The sequence below is a fragment of the Streptomyces sp. NPDC002577 genome, from assembly GCF_053594815.1.
Genome location: NZ_JBSFWK010000004.1, coordinates 234,158 through 252,671, shown reverse-complemented (window position 1 = coordinate 252,671; position 18,514 = coordinate 234,158). Strand labels below are relative to the sequence as shown.

Sequence of the window (18,514 nt, the reverse complement as noted above, 5' to 3'; positions counted from 1 at the left end):
GACGGTCCGCCCCGGTGCGCGTGCAGTCAGAGAGCGCGGCCGAGGAGGTCCAGCAGAGCAGTCCAGTGGCGTTCCGTCGCGTCTGCGTCGTACATCGCGGTGTCGGCCTGGGTGAAGCCGTGGTGCGCGCCGGTGTAGACCTCGGTGCGGTGGCGGACGCCCGCTGCGCTGAGGGCCTTGTCGAGGCGGCCGATCTGCTCCGGGGGCAGGGTGGCGTCCTGGTCGGCGTGGCCGAAGTACAGCTCGGCGGTGATGTGGTCGGCGAGCAGGTGGGGGCTGTCGGGCGCGTCGGTGGCGAGGTACGCACCGTGGAAGCCGGCCGCGGCGGCGACCCGGTCCGGGTAGGTGCCGGCGGTGCGCAGGGCCAGGCCGGCACCCATGCAGTAGCCGGTGACGCCCACCGGGCCGTCGGTCGTCAGGGGTGAGCCGCCCAGCCAGTCGAGGTAGACGCGGGCGTCCCGCATGGCCGCCTCGGGGGTCAGCGTCTGCGCCGCCGGGCGGAGGGCCTGGATGATCTCCGGGCGCTCTGCCGGGTTGATGAACTCCGGCAGCTGCACCAGGGGCGCGCGGCCGTGGCGGTAGAAGACGTTGGGGACCAGGACGGTGTAGCCGGCCGAGGCAATGCGGTCCGCCATCTTCTTCAGGTGCGGGCGCAGCCCGAAGGCGTCCATGTAGAGCAGGACGGCGGGGTGCGGAGTGTTGTCGTCGGGGAGGGCCAGGTAGGCGTCGGCGGTTCCGTCCGGGGTGGGGATGTCGACGGATGATCCGTGTACAGCGGTGCTCATGGTCTCTCTTCGTCGTGGCGGAATCGTGGCTGTCGCGGCGGAATCGTGGCTGCGGATTTCCAGGGAACCTTCCCTGCGGGAGCCGGAAGGGCCGGGCTCAGTCGGTGATCGTCATGCGGGATCCGCCCGCCGGGCCCCTGACGGCGGCGTCGGTCAGCTCCTTCACGCGTGCGGCGGGGACCGGGACGCCCGGCGTCTCGAAGAACCAGCGCCCCGCCTCCTCCTGGCTCAGCCCTGCCGGCCGTTCCGCCATGTACGGCAGGACGTAGACCGGGGTGCCGGGCGCGCTGCGCCAGCTGTCGGCCAGGGTGCCGATGTCCACCGCGTCGTAGCCGAGGGCGTCCAGCATCGTGCTCACCTGCTGCTTGGCGGCCGGGTCGTCGCCCGCGACGGGGAGCGCGCTGCGGTCGGGGTCGCCGGCGGGCCGGGCGCTGGTGAGCAGGCGGCGGAAGTCGATGTTGTTGAACGCCTTCACCACGCTGGAGTCGGCGAGGTGCCGCTGCACCAGGGCGCTGGAGGTCACCTCGTCCGCGTCCAGCTCGGCGAGGCGGCCGTCGCGTTCCGGGTAGTAGTTCATCGTGTCGATCACTGTCTTGCCGGCCAGGGCGGCGGCGGGGAGCTGCGCGTAGGCATTCAGGGGGATGGTCGCCACGACCAGGTCCCCGACCCGCGCGGCCTCGCCGGGCGTGGCCGCGCGGGCGTGTGCACCGAGTTCGGCGACGAGGTCGGCGAGGGTCTCCGGGCCGCGGGAATTGCTCACCACGACGTCCAGACCGGCGGCCACCGCGAGACGGGCCAGCGCGCCGCCGATCATGCCGCTGCCGATGAGTCCGAGGGTCTTGGTCACTGTCTCGTGTCTCCGTTCCACAGGGCGACTTCAGAGGGCTGCTCGATCACAGGGCGAAGTTGAGCACTAAACATGAAACTGAGTGTCACGCTAGCGACCCAGTGTCGACACTGCAAGCCAGGATCGGCGAGGGAGCTACGATCGCAAGGTGACCGGAGCAGCGCGTACGAACACGAGGGACATCGCCCGGGCCGCCGTGCGGGCCGAACTGGCCCAGGTGGCCTTCGAGTTGTTCCACCGCGAGGGCTTCGACAAGGTCACCCTCGACGACCTGGCCGCGGCCGCGGGGGTGTCCCGCAGTACCTTCCTGCGCTACTTCGGCACCAAGGAGGATGCCGTCCTCGCCGCCTTCGACGGCCACGACAAGCGGGTCGCCGCCGCCCTGCTCGCCCGTCCCACCGACGAGGACGACTGGACGGCCCTGCGGCACGCCCTGGACACCGTCATCGAGCGCTACCGCCAGGACCCGGCCGGCTCCCTCGCCACGACCCGGCTCGTGCGGGACACCCCCGCCCTGTGCGCCCGGCATCTGAAGAAGCAGCACAGCTGGCGCCCGGCCCTGGCGCAGGCCCTAGCCGAGCGCACCGGCTCCACCCGGCCCCCGACGCTCGGCCAGTCGGTTCGGGCCGCCGCCGCGCTGGACTGCCTGAACGTCGCGCTGGACCACTGGATCGCCTCCGACGGCCGACTCGACTTCGTCGAACTCCTGGACGAGGCCTTCGCCGCACTCGCATCGCGGTGAGGGCGGACCAACCGGGACTCGGGGCGGAGCCGTCTGTGTGAACCGGGGAGACCGCCTCTCCGTGTCGGGCCCACCGCTCCGGGCGGTCACTGTCAGATGGTCACGGTCCGCCCTTCACCTCTGACTGTGAGCATGCCGTGAGCGCGTCGTGAGCACGCCCCGTTCAGCCGCGTCCCGAACAGGCGAAGGGGCGTCGCCGTTCGCCGCCGGGCCGATGGGAAGGCTGCCGGGCCGCCCGCACATACCCGCCACGGAGAAGGGAACTCCATGACCACCACCACTTCTGGTACGTCGAGTCGTGAGTGAACGACGCTCCGCGGCTGGAGACGTACTTCCGCGACGCCGAACGCGAGAAGACCTGCGAGGGAGTGCCCCGTGATGAGCACGTCATCCTGGTCCACCATCGCCCGGGTCCGCATCCTCGACGGCAGTGCGTCGGCCAGGGACGCGGTGCGGGCCGCGATCACTCGCTCGTTCGAAACGCTCGAGGTTCCCGTGGGCGCCCGCGGGGCGAGAGAAACAGCGCCGGCCGAGCGACCCTCAGGAGCCGAAGCCGACCGATCCGCCGGCGCCCCGGAGGACCGGCCCTTCGGCGTCGAGACCGCCGGCAGGCGTTTCTCCGCCGGCCGGGCTCCCCTCGCGCCCGCCGGCTCGGGCCCGGCCACCGTCGAGCTCATCGGCGACGTCGACGCGGTCGACCGCGTGGCGGCCGTGCTCACCGCCGAGTTCGCCACGGAGCACGTCTTCGAGGACCCGACGACCCTGACCCTGCGCGTCCACCCGGACACACACCGGCCGAGCCAGTACCCCGGACGGTAGGCCGCCGTCCGGCCGGAGGCGTCACCGGTACGACATGAGGCACCGGTACGACATCGGTCACCGGTAGGACATAGGTGACCGGTACGGCACCGGAGGACCGCCGGAACGTTCAGTCCTCGTGCCCGAGTTGCAGGTCCCGCTCCGTACGCCCGCCCGCGGCCACCCGGAGGACCGTGGCCACCGGCGGATAACCCGCCGCGATCACCGTGTACTCGCCGGAGGACAGGTCGACGAACCGGAACGTTCCGTCGTCGCCGGTCGTCAGCGTGTCCACCACGTTGCCCGCCGCGTCCAGCAGTGTCACCCGGGCGTCCGCGACGGGACGGCCGTCACCCGCGCGCACGGTGCCGCGCAGCACCGCGCCGCCCGCGAGCTCGACGTCCTGGCGGGTCTCGCGGGACGCCTGCACGGTGACGGGCAGGGCGACCGGCCGGAAGGCGGGCGCGCTCGCGGCCAGGGTGTACTCGCCGGCCACCAACTCCGTGATCACATAGCTGCCTTCGCGCCCGCTGCGCGTGGTGGCGACGACTTCGCCGTGCACGTTGGTGAGCGTGACGACGGCGTCCCGCACCGGCGTGCCGTCGGCGGTCACCACACTGCCCGCGAGCCGCCCGGCACCGCCGAGTACCACGTCGAGCTCGACGGGCCGTTCGCCGACGGTCACCGACACGGCCTGCGGCTGGTGTCCCCCGGCCGCGGCGATCAGGACGTACGAGCCGGAGCCGGGTGTCGACAGCGCGTACCGCCCGTCGTCGCCGGTCGCGCCCCGGCCGATCTGCCGGCCCCCGACGTCGATGAGGGTGAGTGCGGCGCGTGGGACGGCGGTGCCGTCGGAGTGCTGCACCAGGCCGCAGACGGGCACGCCGGCGGCGTAGGCGGAACGCGCCTGGGGGACCTGGGCGGCGGCGGACGACGGCTCGGCGGCAGGGCTCTGAGGGGGCGTTGCACTGGACAACAGGGGTGTCTCCTTGAGGAAGCAGGCGATCAGCAGGCCGAGGACGAGCACCGGCACGAGATAGAGGAAGATCCGCGGCATGGCGTCGGCGTACGCCTGGATGTAGCCGTCGCGGAGCGCGGCGGGCATCGCGTGGACGAGGCCCGGGGTGATGGACTGCGGGTCCGGCAGATCCGCGCCGGACGGAAGCCGGTCGGCGAGCGCGTCGGTGAGCCGGTCGGCGAAGAGGGTGCCGAAGATGGCGGCGCCGACGCTGCCGCCGATCTGCCGGAAGTAGTTGTGGGCGCTGGTGGCGGTGCCGAGGTCGGCGGCGGGCACGGCGTTCTGCACGGCGAGGATCAGTACCGGCAGGACGAGACCGATGCCCGCGCCGAGCACCGCCATCGAGATGCTGTACTGCAGCCGGGGCGTGTCGACTTCGAGCCGGGACAGCAGCCACATGCCGACGACGGCCAGGGCGCCGCCGAGGATCGGATAGATCCGGTAGCGACCGGTACGGCTGATCAGCTGCCCGGAGATGATGGACGCGCCGACGATGCCGCCCATCATCGGGAGCATCAGCAGTCCGGAATCGGTGGCGCTCACCCCGTCGACCATCTGCAGGAACGTGGGCAGATAGCTGGCGGCGCCGAAGAGCGCGACCCCGATGACCATGCCGACCAGGCTGGTGAGGGCGAAGACGGGGTCGCGGAACAGCCGCAGCGGGATCAGGGGTTCGGCCGCGAAGTGCTCGGCGACGAGGAAGAGCAGCGCCGCGCCGACGGCTCCGGCGCCGAGCCCGATGATCACACGCGAGTCCCAGGCGTACTCGGTGCCGCCCCAACTGGTCAGCAGCACGAGGCACGTGGAGGCCGCGCTGAGGAACAGCATGCCGAGCACGTCGAGCCGCGGTCTGGCCTTGGGCCTCGGCAGCCTGAGTACGACGGTGACGACAGCGAGTGTGACGAGGCCGAAGGGCACGTTGACGTAGAAGCACCAGCGCCAGGAGAGGTGGTCGGTGAAGTAGCCGCCGAGCAGCGGTCCCGCGACCGAGGCGAGGCCGAACGCGGCCCCGATGAGGCCCATGTAGCGGCCGCGGTCCCGGGGCGGCACGATGTCGGCGATGATGGCCTGGACGCCGATCATGAGGCCGCCGGCGCCGATGCCCTGGACGGCGCGGAACGCGATGAGCTCGTCCATGGACCGCGACCAGCCCGCCAGCGCGGAGCCGATCACGAAGACGAAGATGGCGAACTGGAAGACGCCCTTGCGCCCGAAGAGGTCGCCGAGCTTGCCGTAGACGGGCAAGCCGACGGTGGCGGTGAGCAGATACGCGGTGATGGCCCAGGACATCTTGTCGAGGCCGTGCAGCTCCCCGACGATCTTCGGGAGCGCGGTGGCGACGATCATCTGGTCGAGTGCGGCGAGCAGCAACGCGAGCATCAGCCCGAAGAAGACCATCCGGACGCGGCGCGCGCCGAGTTCGGGCGCGGGCGAAGGGTCCGGTCCCGGTGCCTGCCCGGGCGTCTGTGTCTCCCCGGTCGCCCCTGTCTGCCCGGGTAAGGGTCCCGCCGTGGCCGACCGGTCGTCTGGGGGCGCCGTCGGCAGATGGACGGTGCTCGTCCGCCCGTCCTGCTCGGCGCCCTTCGCCAGTGCCGTCCCGCCCACGTCTCCGCTCCCCTCGTCGCGCTTGCGCCGCCCATTTCTCGCATTACGCGACAACTACGAGCAAGCACGACGAGTCGCTCCTGAACGGGGCACGGCGGACGTCATCGCCGGTCGGAGCCCTACGGCGTACAACCGGGCCGAGCGGAAAACCACTCGAACCGGTGAGAGGGAGAGCAACCCGTACGGGTTAACCGACGGCCTCTCAGGGCTTTGCCCCGGGCGGAGCCGGATTCTGCACCCCGGGGGCTACTTCTCCGTCTCGGCGGCGAGCTTCGCCAGCACCGCGTCGTAGATCCGCCCGAGGCCCTTGGGTGCGAAGGTCTTCTCGAAGAAGCCGCCGATGCCGCCCGCACCCTTCCACACCGTGGTCACGACGACGCGCGACTTGCCCTCGCCCGCCGGGGTCACCCGCCAGGTGGTGACCATCGAGGAGTTGCGGTCCTTCTCGACGAGTTCGCCGTCGGTCGGCTCGGTCACATCGAGCAGGCAGTCGCGGACCCGCTTGCTGGTGGCCTGGAGCTTCCAGTGGACGAGAGTGCCCGCGCCGTCCCCGCCCTCGCGCACCTCGTACTCGCTGAAGTGCTCGGGCAGGAGCTTCGCGCGCGTGCCGCTGTAATCCGACAGCGCATCCAGGACGTCGTCCGGCTGGGCCGCGATGATCCGCTCCGTGGTGGCCTCGACCTGCGCCATTGCACTTCCTCCAGGACTTGGTGTTGCAGGGGTTGCGATCAGCCAACCACCCCGCTGCCGGGTGGCCCAAATCGGGGTGGCATCCGCCGGTCCGCCGTCGAGCGGGCCCGGCCGCCCGGCCGTCCCGGCACCGGGTCGCACGATCAAGGGAACAGATGTTCTATTCTGGGTCCAGTGCTACCGAGGAGGGTTCATGCGCTGGGAGAACCTCACCGACGGCCCCGAGGGGGACCGGACCCGGGACGCCGCGCTGTTCGGCACGGACGTGGTGACCACCCGCACCTTCGACAGCCCGGAGTTCCGGGGCATCACCTTCCACGAGGTCCGGGCCCGGTCGATCATCAACCGGGTTCCCGGGGCGTCCCGCATGCCCTTCGAGTGGACGGTCAATCCCTATCGGGGCTGCACGCACGCGTGCGTGTACTGCTTCGCGCGCAAGACGCACAGCTATCTGGATCTCGACACCGGCATCGGCTTCGACACCCAGATTGTGGTGAAGGTCAACGCCCCGGAGCTGCTGCGCCGCCAGCTCGCATCGCGCCGGTGGCACGGCGACCACATCGCGATGGGCACCAACGTGGACTGCTACCAGCGCGCGGAGGGCCGCTACCGGCTGATGCCGGGCATCATCTCGGCCCTGACCGACCACGCGAACCCGTTCTCGATCCTCACCAAGGGCACGCTCATCCTGCGCGACCTCGATCTGCTGCGCCGGGCCGCCGCCGTGACCGACATCGGCATCTCCGTCTCCGTCGGGTTCACCGACCACGAGCTGTGGCGCACCGTGGAGCCGGGCACACCCGCGCCGGAGCGGCGCCTGGAGGTCGTACGCACCCTTGGTGAGCACGGCATCGGCTGCGGCGTGCTGATGGCGCCGGTGATCCCCTTCCTCGGCGACCACCCCGACCAGCTGCGCGCGACCGTGCGGGCGATCGCCGCGTCCGGCGCGACCTCGGTGACCCCGCTCGTGCTGCATCTGCGGCCGGGCGCGCGCGAGTGGTTCATGGCGTGGCTGAGGCAGCACCATCCGCATCTGGTGCCGCGGTACGAGCGGCTGTACGCGGAGGGGGCGTACGCGCCCAAGTGGTACCAGCGGCGGATCACCCGTCAGGTGCACGAGCTGGCCGAGGAGTTCGGTATCGGCCCCTCACGCGCGCGTGCGGCACGCCGCATCCCCGTACCGGAAGCGGTACCGGAGGACGTCGCCGGACCGACGCAGCTCACCCTCATCTGACCTGGCCTGACGGCACGTCACCACCGGCGGGGATAAACATGACGTGAACCAAGGCGCCTGCTGATCGGGTCAATTCTTCGCTGATCACGTCATTTCTTTTCAGAACGCCTTCTTCCAGCCGGACTTTCCGGGACGATCTGCGGGGGCCGTAGCGCTTACGGTCCTTAACCCCCCGCAGTCCTGGGAGGCTCGATTGAAGAAGAGAGCAGCCGCTCTGTGCGGCGTCGCCGCCGTGGCGGCAGGGATGATCACGGCTGTTCCGGCCAGCGCCGGCTCCGCGACCGCCGCTCACACCACCCAGACCACCACCAAGCCCCAGACGCTCACCTGGAAGAAGTGCGGCACCAAGAACTATCCGACGCTCCAGTGTTCGTCGGTGAAGGTGCCCCTCGACCACTCACGACCAGGCGGCCGGCAGATCACCCTCGCGCTGTCCCGTGTCCCGCACACCGCGAAGACCTCCCAGGGTCCGCTGCTGGTCAACCCGGGCGGCCCCGGCGGCAGCGGTCTGAGCCTGGCGGGTTTCGTCGCCTCGTCGCTGCCGAAGAACGTGGCCGCGCAGTACGACGTCATCGGCTTCGACCCGCGCGGCGTGGGCGAGAGCGAGCCCGCACTGAACTGCCGCCCCGGCCACTTCGACCCGGTACGGCCCGACACCCTGCCGTCGACCGCGGCGATCGAACGGGCCAACCTGAACCGGGCCAAGACCTTCGCGAAGGCCTGCGCGGACAAGTACGGCGACGTGCTGCCGTTCATGGACACGGTCAGCGCGGCCAAGGACATGGACACGATCCGCGGCGCGCTCGGGGCGTCGAAGATCAACTACTTCGGCTACTCGTACGGCACCTACCTGGGCGCTGTCTACGGGAAGCTGTTCCCGCACCGCGTCCGGCGCATGGTGCTGGACTCGATCGTCGACCCCACCGGCGTGTGGTACGAGGACAACCTCCAGCAGGACTACGCCTTCGACGCACGCCACAAGGCGTTCATGGCCTGGATCGCCAAGCACGACGCGACGTACAAGCTGGGCACCAGCCCCGGGCGGATCGAGGCCGAGTGGTACGCGATGCGCGCCGCGCTCGCCAAGAACCCGGCGGGCAAGAAGGTCGGGGCGTCCGAGCTCGAGGACACGTTCATCCCCGGCGGCTACTACAACGGCTACTGGCCCTACCTGGCCGAGGCGTTCGCGGCCTACGTCAACGCCAAGGACACCGCTCCGCTCGTCAAGGCGTACGAGACGTTCGGCGCGGTCGACTCCGAGGGCGACAACGGCTACAGCATCTACACATCGGTGCAGTGCCGGGACGCGTCCTGGCCCCGTGACTGGAACCGCTGGCGCACCGACAACTGGCGGGTGTACGCGAAGGCGCCGTTCATGGCCTGGAACAACGCCTGGTACAACGCGCCGTGCGCCTTCTGGCCGACCCGCACGCTGTCCGCACCGGACATCTCGAACGCCTCCCTGCCGCCTGTCCTGCTGTTCCAGGCGACGGAGGACGCGGCGACTCCGTACGAGGGCGGCGTCACCGTCCACAACGAACTGCGCGGCTCCAGCCTGGTGGTCGAGCAGGGCGGCGGAAACCACGGCATCACGCTGGGCGGCAACACCTGCCTGGACGGATACCTGTCGGCGTACCTGTCGACCGGCAAGGTGCCGCGCGGCACCGGCGAGGCCGACGCGGTCTGCGAAACGCTTCCCGACCCCGACCCTGCGACGGCGAAGAGCTCCTCTGCGCCTTCGCGGGGCGGGGAACTGCACGGGCTGATGGGATTCCACGGCTGAACACCGCAGTAACGCCGGGGGCGTGGACGGGCGGCCGATTCATGCCCGTCCACGCCCCCGGCGGCGTTTTCGTGTCGCGGTCCCGGCCGCGACGGTGAGGTGTCGGTTCAGCCCGGCAGCCGCGCCAGCGAAGCCGAGGCCGCGGCCGACAGCCGGGGGTGGGCACAGGCAGCGGTCAGCACCGGGCGGGCGCGCGGGTCGCCCAGGGCGCCCAGGCCTTCCACACAGGCGAGGGCGATCCGCCAGTACGGGTTCTGGGGCGACAGGAGCCGTTCGAGCGTGGCGATGAGTGCCGGTGTGCTCTCGGGGGCCCGCAGTTCGGTCAGCAGACGCACGGGGTGGAGCGCGTACGCGGTGCGCAGTTCGTTCGTCGCCAGAGCCGCCGCGGCCCGCGCCGTCCGCGGGTCCCGAAGGCACGCAAGCGCATGGGCGGCCGAGGCGCAGCGCTCCGGGTCCCGGTGGTTGAGGAGCAGGACGAGCGCCTCGAAGGCGCGCAGGTCGCCGGCGCAGCCGAGCCGGAACGCGGCGAGTTCGCGGGCCCACAGCGGCTGCCCGCCGGCGGTCAGTACGGCCGCGAGGTCACCGAGGCGGTCGGTCGCCACCAGCCGCTCGTACTCCTCGGACCCTCCCGACTCCTTCCGTAAGCGATGCGTGAGCGTTCGCAACTCTTCGTCCATGTGCTCGTCCATGGCGCCCGAGACTAGTGGCGACGCACGTCACACACCCAGGGGGCACCTCGGAGAGCCAGGGGACTGGCGCGCTCGTTACTCACCGGTTAATCTCTGGGGGTACCTCCCAGGCCATTAAGGCACTGGGGGAGAGCGGGAAACACCCCCGCACCCCACTCATGGCGGCCTGGTGACGCAGCCGCCGCGAGGAAGTCGGTTCGGTACGCCACGTACCGCAGTACGACGCGGCTCCGGGACAGAGTCCGTCGGTTCTCCCTCACCGGGCGTGTGCAGTGCAGCGCTCACGCGCCGCCCGGAAGCGGCATCACATCCGCCCGCTGCCCGCCTCTTCGCGCACGGCACGGGCTCCTCAGTCGTCACTTCCACTTTTCAGGAGTCCTCGATGGACACTCCTCTGCCCTCCCTGAACACCATCGCCATCGTCGGGCTCGGCACCATGGGCGCCGGCATCGCCGAGGTGCTGACCCGTGCCGGACGCGAGGTCATCGGCATCGACATCTGCGAGGCCGCCGCGACCCACGCCGCCGGCGCTCTGGCCGCATCGACCGCGCGCGCCGTGGAGCGCGGGCGCCTCACCGAGCAGGAGCGCGCCGACGTGCTGGCCCGCTTCCGCACCTTCACCGACCTGCGGGCGGCGTCCCGCGCCGACCTGGTGATCGAGGTCGTCCCGGAGTCGTACGAGATCAAGCAGCAGGTCTTCCGCGAGCTGGACGCGATCGTCCGGCCCGACACGATCCTCGCCACCGGCACCAACGCGCTGTCCGTCACGCGGCTCGCCGCGGACTCCGCCCGGCCGGAGCGCGTGCTCGGCCTGCACTTCTTCAACCCGGCCCCCGCGATGAAACTCGTCGAGGTCGTCTCCTCGGTGCTCACCGCGCCGGCCGCCGTCGCGGCCGTCACCGACCTCGCGCTCGAACTCGGCAAGGAGCCCGTCGCGGTCGGCGACCGCCCCGGCTTCGTCGCCGACGGCCTGCTGTTCGGCTACCTCAACCAGGCAGCCGCGATGTACGAGGCCAAGTACGCGTCCCGTGAGGACATCGACGCCGCGATGAAGCTCGGCTGCGGCCTGCCCATGGGCCCGCTCGCGCTGCTCGACCTCATCGGCATCGACACCGCGCGTACCGTCCTGGAGACCATGTACGCCGCGTCGCGCGACCGGCTGCACGCGCCCGCGCCCATCCTCAAGCAGCTCAGCGAGGCGGGCCTGACCGGCCGCAAGTCGGGCCGCGGCTTCTACACCTACGAGGCGCCGAGCAGCGCCACCGTCGTGCGCGACGCGCTCACGCCGCTCGAGGGAGGCCGGCGCGCCGCCGGCCGCACCGTGCGCTCGGTCGGCGTCGCGGGCTCCGGCACCATGGCCTCCGGCATCGCCGAGGTCTTCGCCAAGGCCGGGTACGAGGTCGTGCTCGCCGCACGCAGTCAGGAGAAGGCCGAGACCGCCAAGTCCCGTATCGGCAAGTCGCTTTCGCGCTCTGTCGACAAGGGCCGGATGACGGCGGAGGCGGCGGCCGAGACGCTGGACCGGATCGTTCCGGCCGGTTCGTACGACGCGTTCGCCGAGGTCGACCTCGCGGTGGAGGCCGTCGCCGAGGACCTGGCGATCAAGCAGCAGCTGTTCGCCACGTTCGACAAGGTCTGCAAGCCGGGCGCCGTCCTGGCGACCACCACGTCGTCGCTGCCCGTCGTCGCCTGCGCCCGCGCCACCTCGCGCCCGCAGGACGTGATCGGCATGCACTTCTTCAACCCGGCACCGGCGATGAAGCTGGTCGAGGTCGTCCGCACGGTTCTGACGGGCGACGACGTGCACGCCACGGTCCTGGAGGTGTGCGCGAAGATCCGCAAGCACCCGGTCGACTGCGGCGACCGCGCCGGCTTCATCGTCAACGCGCTGCTGTTCCCCTACCTCAACAACGCGATCAAGATGGTGCAGGAGCACTACGCCTCGCTCGACGACATCGACGCCGCGATGAAGCTGGGCGGCGGCTACCCGATGGGCCCGTTCGAACTCCTGGACGTGGTCGGCCTGGACGTCTCGCTCGCCATCGAGCGCGTCCTGCACCGCGAGTTCCGCGACCCGGGACTCGCCCCCGCGCCGCTGCTCGAGCACCTGGTGGCCGCGGGCTGCCTCGGCCGCAAGACGGGCCGCGGCTTCCGCGAATATGCACGGCGCTGAGGCACCCGAGGACCGGACCGGGGAGCGCGCCGACTGGGGCGGACTGCTCGATCCCCCCGGAAACGCTCTCCCCGCTCCGGGCGGGGGGAGCCCCGGTCGTGCGCGTTCCGGTGCACGGATGCAGTACGTTCGGGGCATGTCCCAGCCCGCCAAGTCCTCCCGTACGTCGACCGCGCCCGACGCTCCGGAAAGTGCCGCCGGCAGTCGCGCCGCCGCCCAACGGCTCAAGATGCGCCGAGAACTGGCTGCCGCGGCCATGGAGCTGTTCGCGACGAAGGGGTACGAGGCGACCACCGTCGACGAGATCGCAGCCCAGGCCGGGGTCGCCCGCCGGACCTTCTTCCGGCACTTCCGCTCCAAGGAAGAAGCGATCTTCGCGGACCACGACGACACCCTGATCAGGGCGGAGGCGGTGCTGAACGCGGCGCCGCCGCACGAGCACCCGCTCGACACGGTCTGCCGCGGCATCAAGGAAGTCATGCGGATGTACTCGGCCCAGCCGGAGATCTCCGTGGCCCGCTACAAGCTCACCCGCGAGGTCCCGACGCTGCGCGAGGCGGAGATCGCCTCGGTGGCCCGTTACGAGCGCCTCTTCACCCGTTACCTCCTGGGCCACTTCGACGAGCACGCCCACGACGACGACGCCAACGACGACCCGCTGCTCGCCGAGGTCGCCGCGTCGGCCGTGGTCACGGCCCACAACCACGTACTGCGGCGCTGGCTTCGGGCCGACGGCCAGGGCGATGTGGAGGCCCAGCTGGACCACGCCTTCGCCATCGTCCGCAAGACCTTCGGCACGGGGATCGGGGCCGGGCGCATCTCCGGCGCCCACACGGCCGCGCCGGCGACCGTGGCCACCGGCGGGGACGTCCTGGTCGCGGTGGCGCGCACGGATGCGCCGCTGGACGAGGTCATGCGAACGATCGAAGAGGCTTTGCGGGCGCGCTAGCACTTCCTGCTCCGGCCCCCTCCGCGGACGCCCCGCGGAGGGGGCCGTTCCCGTTTCCGCACCGTTGTGGGCAGTCGTTCCGCTGGGGCGGAACGGGTGGGCACAACCCACGACGGCGGGCGCCCCTCAGACTCGGTCGCCCGGAGGTGGCACGGGGTGCCCTGCGTCGCAGGGGTGCCGCTGTGCCCACCCGTGCCGCCCTGGGGGTACCTCTCAGGCCCTTAGGGCACTGGGGGAGGCACGATTGCCCACAGCGGGGCTGGCAGCCCGCCGCCGCGGCGAACAAAGCAGCAGGTAGCGGGCCCGCAGAGGGCCCATCTGATCGATCATCGCTCATCTGTTACCAGCAGATGACAAGTGAGAGAAATTGTTGGCACGCAGTGTCTTGCGGCCTGGCACGCCGTGCCATACGTTGAAGGTGTCCGGGCGGCCGGCGTGCAGAGCACCTCCGTACGTCGGCTGTCCCCGCAAGCCACACGGCGAGCGCGCCCGGACGCCTGCGTCACAGGCAACCTCCCGCGCCACAAAGCGCTGCCGAAGCACCACCTCCGCCGAACCGACGGCACCTCACCCCACAGCTCCACCCGACGTTTCCCTCAGCGCTCCCCAGAAGCTTCCCCCAAGCTCTCGACACAGCTCGAGCAGGGGAGACCCCATCCGCCGGAGGCCACACCGTGATGAAGGAAATCCTGGACGCGATCCAATCGCAGTCAGCATCGAACAGCGGCTCCGCCGCAGTCACGGCCGCCGACTTCGCGGCCCTGCCCATCCCCGAGTCGTACCGCGCGGTCACCGTGCACAAGGACGAGACGGAGATGTTCGCCGGGCTCTCCACGCGCGACAAGGACCCGCGCAAGTCGCTCCACGTCGACGAGGTCCCCGTCCCCGAGCTGGGCCCGGGCGAAGCCCTGGTCGCCGTCATGGCGAGCTCGGTCAACTACAACTCGGTGTGGACCTCGATCTTCGAGCCGCTGTCGACCTTCGGCTTCCTGGAGCGCTACGGCAAGCTCAGCGAGCTCACCAAGCGGCACGACCTGCCGTACCACATCATCGGCTCCGACCTCGCGGGCGTCGTCCTGCGCACCGGCCCGGGCGTGAACGCCTGGCAGCCCGGTGACGAGGTCGTCGCCCACTGCCTCTCCGTCGAACTGGAGTCCTCGGACGGCCACAACGACACGATGCTCGACCCCGAGCAGCGCATCTGGGGCTTCGAGACCAACTTCGGCGGCCTGGCGGAGATCGCGCTCGTCAAGTCCAACCAGCTCATGCCCAAGCCCGCCCACCTCAGCTGGGAGGAGGCCGCGGCGCCGGGTCTGGTGAACTCCACCGCGTACCGCCAGCTCGTCTCGCGCAACGGCGCGGACATGAAGCAGGGCGACAACGTCCTCATCTGGGGCGCGAGCGGCGGCCTCGGCTCGTACGCCACCCAGTTCGCGCTGGCCGGCGGCGCCAACCCCATCTGTGTGGTCTCGAGCCCGCAGAAGGCCGAGATATGCCGCTCGATGGGCGCGGAGGCGATCATCGACCGCAATGCCGAGGACTACAAGTTCTGGAAGGACGAGCACACCCAGGACCCCAAGGAGTGGAAGCGCTTCGGCAAGCGCATCCGCGAGCTGACCGGCGGCGAGGACGTCGACATCGTCTTCGAACACCCCGGCCGCGAGACCTTCGGCGCCTCCGTCTACGTCACGCGCAAGGGCGGCACGATCGTCACCTGCGCCTCGACGTCCGGCTACAACCACGAGTACGACAACCGCTACCTGTGGATGTCCCTGAAGCGGATCATCGGCTCGCACTTCGCGAACTACCGTGAGGCCTGGGAGGCCAACCGCCTCATCGCCAAGGGCAAGATCCACCCGACGCTCTCCAAGACGTACACGCTGGAGGAGACCGGGCAGGCGGCGTACGACGTGCACCGCAACCTCCACCAGGGCAAGGTCGGCGTGCTCTGCCTGTCCCCCGCGGAGGGCCTGGGCGTGCGCGACCACGAGATGCGCGCCCAGCACATCGACGCCATCAACCGCTTCCGGAACATCTGAGGCCGGAGGTACATCAATGACTGAGCGCCAGACAGCGCCTGGGACTGAGGGCGCGCCGCCCGCGGCGGAGCCGCTGATCGGCACAGCGAAAGAGACGAAGACAAGGGAGCGCAGCGACCGCGGGCTGAGGAACGTCGACACCGGCACAAAGCGCCCTCAGCCCCAGGCGCAAAAGGAAAGGGACCGGCCGTGGCTCATGCGCACGTACGCCGGTCACTCCACGGCCGAGGCGTCGAACGAGCTGTACCGGCGCAACCTCGCCAAGGGCCAGACCGGTCTGTCGGTCGCGTTCGACCTGCCGACGCAGACCGGCTACGACCCCGACCACATCCTCGCCCGCGGCGAGGTGGGCCGGGTCGGGGTCCCGGTCTCGCACCTCGGTGACATGCGCCGGCTGTTCCAGGACATCCCGCTGGAGCAGATGAACACCTCGATGACCATCAACGCCACCGCCATGTGGCTGCTGGCGCTCTACCAGGTCGTCGCGGAGGAGCAGGGCGCGGACATCACCAAGCTCCAGGGGACGACGCAGAACGACATCGTCAAGGAGTACCTGTCGCGCGGGACGCATGTCTTCCCGCCGGGCCCGAGCCTGCGCCTGACCACCGACATGATCGCGTACACGGTCAGCCACATGCCCAAGTGGAACCCGATCAACATCTGCAGCTACCACCTGCAGGAGGCCGGGGCCACGCCGGTGCAGGAGATCGCGTACGCGATGTCGACCGCGATCGCCGTGCTCGACGCGGTGCGTGACTCGGGACAGGTGCCGCAGGAGCGGATGGGCGACGTCGTCGCGCGGATCTCCTTCTTCGTGAACGCGGGCGTCCGCTTCATCGAGGAGATGTGCAAGATGCGGGCCTTCACCCGTATCTGGGACAAGGTGACGAAGGAGCGCTACGGGATCGAGGACCCCAAGCAGCGCCGCTTCCGCTACGGCGTCCAGGTCAACTCGCTCGGTCTTACCGAGGCGCAGCCGGAGAACAACGTCCAGCGCATCGTGCTCGAGATGCTGGCCGTGACCCTCTCCAAGGACGCACGCGCGCGTGCCGTGCAGCTCCCGGCCTGGAACGAGGCGCTGGGCCTGCCCCGGCCCTGGGACCAGCAGTGGTCGCTGCGTATCCAGCAGGTCCTGGCGCACGAGAGCGATCTGCTCGAGTACGAGGACATCTTCGACGGGTCGCACGTCATCGAGGCCAAGGTGAGCGCCCTGGTCGAGGAGTCGCTCGCCGAGATGGAGCGGATCCAGGAGATGGGCGGCGCGATGGCCGCCGTCGAGTCGGGGTACCTCAAGTCGCACCTGGTCGCCTCGCACGCGGAGCGGCGGGCGCGGATCGAGGCGGGCCAGGAGAAGATCGTCGGCGTCAACTGCTTCAAGTCGACCGAGCCGAACCCGTTGACCGCCGATCTGGACACGGCGATCATGACGGTCGACCCGGCGGTCGAGGCCCGTGTCGTGTCGGCCCTGCAGAACTGGCGCGACACCCGCTACCAGCCGCCCTTCAACCACCCGCGCCCGTGCAAGGCGCTGGAGAAGCTGAAGGAGGCCGCGGCCACGGAGGCCAACCTGATGGCGGCCACGCTGGAGTGCGCCCGCGCCGGGGTGACGACCGGCGAATGGGCCGGCGCGCTGCGCGAGGTGTTCGGCGAGTACCGGGCGCCCACCGGCGTCTCGTCCGCTCCCGTCGCGGTCGCCGCCGAGGAGGGCACTCCGCTCGCCGACGTGCGCCGGAAGGTCGCGCGGACCGCCGAGGACCTCGGCACCGGCAAGCTGCGTCTGCTGGTCGGCAAGCCCGGCCTGGACGGCCACTCGAACGGCGCCGAGCAGATCGCCGTGCGCGCCCGCGACGCCGGGTTCGAGGTGGTCTACCAGGGCATACGGCTGACGCCCGAGCAGATCGTGTCCGCCGCGCTCGCCGAGGACGTGCACTGCGTGGGCCTGTCGATCCTCTCCGGGTCGCACGCGCAGCTCGTCCCGGACGTCCTCGACCGGCTCCGCGAGGCCGGCGCCTCCGACATCCCCGTGATCGTCGGGGGCATCATCCCCAACAGCGACGCCGAGGAACTGAAGCGCGCGGGTGTCGCCGCCGTCTTCACTCCGAAGGACTTCGGTATCACGGAGATCATCGGCCGTATCGTCGACGAGATCCGCACAGCCAACAAGCTCGACCCTCTGGAGGTCCCCGCATGACCACGCCTGCCGCGCCCGTGAACCGGCTGCGCCCCCGCCGCTCGTGTCTCGCGGTGCCGGGAAGCAACCCCCGGTTCCTGGAGAAGGCCCAGGGCCTGCCGGCCGACCAGGTCTTCCTGGACCTGGAGGACGCCTGCGCGCCGCTCGCCAAGCCCGAGGCCCGGCACACCATCGTGAAGTTCCTGAACGAGGGCGACTGGACCGGCAAGACCCGGGTCGTGCGCGTCAACGACTGGACCACCCACTGGACGTACCGCGACGTCGTCACGGTCGTGGAGGGCGCGGGCCAGAACCTCGACTGCATCATGCTGCCGAAGGTGCAGGACGCCCAGCAGATCGTCGCCCTGGACCTGCTCCTGACCCAGATCGAGAAGACGATGGGCTTCGAGGTCGGCAAGATCGGCATCGAGGCGCAGATCGAGAACGCCCAGGGCCTGAACAACGTCAACGAGATCGCCACGGCGTCGCAGCGCATCGAGACGATCATCTTCGGCCCGGCCGACTTCATGGCGTCCATCAACATGAAGTCCCTGGTCGTGGGCGAGCAGCCGCCCGGCTACCCGGCGGACGCCTACCACTACATCCTGATGAAGATCCTGATGGCCGCCCGCGCCAACAACCTCCAGGCCATCGACGGCCCCTACCTGCAGATCAAGAACGTGGACGGCTTCCGCGAGGTCGCCGGCCGTGCCGCGGCCCTCGGCTTCGACGGCAAGTGGGTACTCCACCCGGGCCAGGTCGACGCGGCCAACGAGGTCTTCTCGCCCTCGCAGGAGGACTACGACCACGCCGAGCTGATCCTTGACGCATACGAGTGGTGCACGTCCGAGGCCGGCGGCAAGAAGGGCTCCGCGATGCTCGGCGACGAGATGATCGACGAGGCGAGCCGCAAGATGGCGCTGGTCATCGCGGGCAAGGGTCGCGCGGCGGGCATGCAGCGCACCTCCAAGTTCGAGGCCCCGGAGGCGTAA

Annotated in this window: 14 protein-coding genes; 9 read left to right on the top strand and 5 right to left on the bottom strand. The window is 70.5% G+C overall.

The features are described 5' to 3' along the window. Positions 1-26 precede the first annotated feature (26 nt). A complete protein-coding gene (locus ACWD4J_RS08685; protein ID WP_451394575.1) occupies positions 27-785 on the bottom strand; it encodes a dienelactone hydrolase family protein in 759 nt (252 codons plus the stop codon). Positions 786-882: 97 nt separating this feature from the next. Then, on the bottom strand, positions 883-1,632 hold the full coding sequence (locus ACWD4J_RS08680) for an NADPH-dependent F420 reductase (protein WP_451394574.1): 750 nt from the start codon (positions 1,630-1,632) through the stop codon (positions 883-885). Between the two features lie 148 nt (positions 1,633-1,780). Between ACWD4J_RS08680 and ACWD4J_RS08675 the strand changes: the two genes are divergently transcribed. Together ACWD4J_RS08675 and ACWD4J_RS08670 are read left to right on the top strand one after the other, a co-directional pair. After that, on the top strand, positions 1,781-2,374 hold the full coding sequence (locus tag ACWD4J_RS08675) for a TetR family transcriptional regulator (RefSeq protein WP_451394573.1): 594 nt from the start codon (positions 1,781-1,783) through the stop codon (positions 2,372-2,374). A 378-nt stretch (positions 2,375-2,752) separates the two neighbouring features. After that, positions 2,753-3,193 (top strand): hypothetical protein, encoded by a 441-nt coding sequence (locus ACWD4J_RS08670; protein ID WP_451394572.1) that lies wholly within the window; start codon positions 2,753-2,755, stop codon positions 3,191-3,193. A 109-nt stretch (positions 3,194-3,302) separates the two neighbouring features. Here the strand turns inward: ACWD4J_RS08670 and ACWD4J_RS08665 are convergent, their stop codons facing one another. Together ACWD4J_RS08665 and ACWD4J_RS08660 are read right to left on the bottom strand one after the other, a co-directional pair. Then, on the bottom strand, positions 3,303-5,795 hold the full coding sequence (locus ACWD4J_RS08665) for an MFS transporter (protein ID WP_451394571.1): 2,493 nt from the start codon (positions 5,793-5,795) through the stop codon (positions 3,303-3,305). A gap of 246 nt (positions 5,796-6,041) precedes the next feature. Next, positions 6,042-6,485: an SRPBCC family protein gene (locus tag ACWD4J_RS08660; RefSeq protein WP_451394570.1), complete on the bottom strand. Its 444-nt coding sequence runs from the start codon at positions 6,483-6,485 to the stop codon at positions 6,042-6,044. A gap of 193 nt (positions 6,486-6,678) precedes the next feature. On the opposite strand from ACWD4J_RS08660, the gene ACWD4J_RS08655 reads away from it, so the two are divergent. Together ACWD4J_RS08655 and ACWD4J_RS08650 are read left to right on the top strand one after the other, a co-directional pair. Next, positions 6,679-7,719 (top strand): Rv2578c family radical SAM protein, encoded by a 1,041-nt coding sequence (locus tag ACWD4J_RS08655; RefSeq protein ID WP_451394569.1) that lies wholly within the window; start codon positions 6,679-6,681, stop codon positions 7,717-7,719. Between the two features lie 193 nt (positions 7,720-7,912). Beyond that, a complete protein-coding gene (locus tag ACWD4J_RS08650; protein WP_451394568.1) occupies positions 7,913-9,502 on the top strand; it encodes an alpha/beta hydrolase in 1,590 nt (529 codons plus the stop codon). 107 nt (positions 9,503-9,609) lie between these two features. Here ACWD4J_RS08650 and ACWD4J_RS08645 read toward each other — a convergent pair whose 3' ends face one another. Then, entirely contained in the window at positions 9,610-10,179 is a 570-nt protein-coding gene (locus ACWD4J_RS08645) for an adenylosuccinate lyase (protein WP_451394721.1), read from the bottom strand. A gap of 394 nt (positions 10,180-10,573) precedes the next feature. On the opposite strand from ACWD4J_RS08645, the gene ACWD4J_RS08640 reads away from it, so the two are divergent. The 5 genes from ACWD4J_RS08640 (at position 10,574) to ACWD4J_RS08620 (ending at position 18,514) form a co-directional block, all read left to right on the top strand. Beyond that, on the top strand, positions 10,574-12,364 hold the full coding sequence (locus ACWD4J_RS08640; RefSeq protein ID WP_451394567.1) for a 3-hydroxyacyl-CoA dehydrogenase family protein: 1,791 nt from the start codon (positions 10,574-10,576) through the stop codon (positions 12,362-12,364). A 136-nt stretch (positions 12,365-12,500) separates the two neighbouring features. Then, complete coding sequence (locus ACWD4J_RS08635; RefSeq protein ID WP_451394566.1) at positions 12,501-13,313, top strand: TetR family transcriptional regulator; 813 nt, start codon at positions 12,501-12,503, stop codon at positions 13,311-13,313. Between the two features lie 677 nt (positions 13,314-13,990). Then, on the top strand, positions 13,991-15,352 hold the full coding sequence (gene ccrA, locus ACWD4J_RS08630; protein ID WP_451394720.1) for a crotonyl-CoA carboxylase/reductase: 1,362 nt from the start codon (positions 13,991-13,993) through the stop codon (positions 15,350-15,352). A 124-nt stretch (positions 15,353-15,476) separates the two neighbouring features. Next, positions 15,477-17,543 (top strand): protein meaA, encoded by a 2,067-nt coding sequence (locus tag ACWD4J_RS08625; RefSeq protein WP_451394719.1) that lies wholly within the window; start codon positions 15,477-15,479, stop codon positions 17,541-17,543. Beyond that, positions 17,540-18,514: an HpcH/HpaI aldolase/citrate lyase family protein gene (locus ACWD4J_RS08620; RefSeq protein ID WP_451394565.1), complete on the top strand. Its 975-nt coding sequence runs from the start codon at positions 17,540-17,542 to the stop codon at positions 18,512-18,514. The genes ACWD4J_RS08625 and ACWD4J_RS08620 overlap by 4 nt, the downstream gene beginning before the upstream one ends.